Here is a 787-nt window from a genome sequence, read left to right as displayed (position 1 = left end):
CTGCTACTCGATCCAGAATACGCCCTACTTGCGTTCGATAACGCTGTTCGCGCTACTGGCGACCTTTTTTTGGGTGTTCATGGCGTGGCGGTGTGTTGGGCCTGACAAAGTTCGGCATATCGGAGCGCTCGCCTACGACTGTCTCATCATCGGCCTGGTGATGGTCGGCATGGGCAGTTCCTTCATGGGTCTGTTCGCGGTGCTGTTGTGGATCGGGATCGGCTACGGCATGGCGGGGTGGACGCTCGGTGCACATTGACGGGCCTGGGCTTCAAAATCCTGAACGGACTGTGCGGGCGCGTTTTGTGCGATCATCGCGCTAAACAACCCGGTCAGAAGTGCCAGAATTCGGAGTGCCATTGGCTAAATTCGTTTATGCGTAATTGAAATTACGATCCATCGTTTATCAAGATTCGATGGTTGTCAACAGGCGCCCCAGCTGGATCCACCCGAAATCCGGGCAAGCGGGAACGGCCCAAGCACAGCCTGGGTGCATAGGTAGGAAATGAAAATTGGGAAATTTACGAGGGCGGACTAGCGCCGCTGTCTTGGCCAGGCGCACCGGCCGGAACTTAGAGCCAGACATGCCCTGCGCCGGAGCGCTGTCATAATGGTGGCCAAGATCGACCCCGCCTCAAATCTGGCGACGCTAGCGCGAATCAATCCAGCCTCGGCGGTAAACTATGCCGACGCTATCCTTCTAGAGCTGGACGAAATCGTGAAGCGCAGCACCGTCGCCGATCCGACAACAAGTGCCGAGGAACTGTATGCGCAGGTGCATGCTCTC

1 pseudogene is annotated in these 787 nt (G+C 57.1%); it reads left to right on the top strand.

Going from position 1 to position 787, the window contains the following annotated elements:
• Nucleotides 1-259: pseudogene (locus tag XAXN_RS19945) on the top strand (ATP-binding response regulator); the annotation flags it as partial.
• Nucleotides 260-787: the final 528 nt, after the last annotated feature.

The sequence above is a fragment of the Xanthomonas axonopodis genome (genome assembly GCF_001304695.1).
GTDB classification, from domain to species: domain Bacteria; phylum Pseudomonadota; class Gammaproteobacteria; order Xanthomonadales; family Xanthomonadaceae; genus Xanthomonas; species Xanthomonas axonopodis.
Note: the sequence above shows the minus strand (reverse complement) of the source record. Positions and strands in the feature narration are given on the sequence as shown.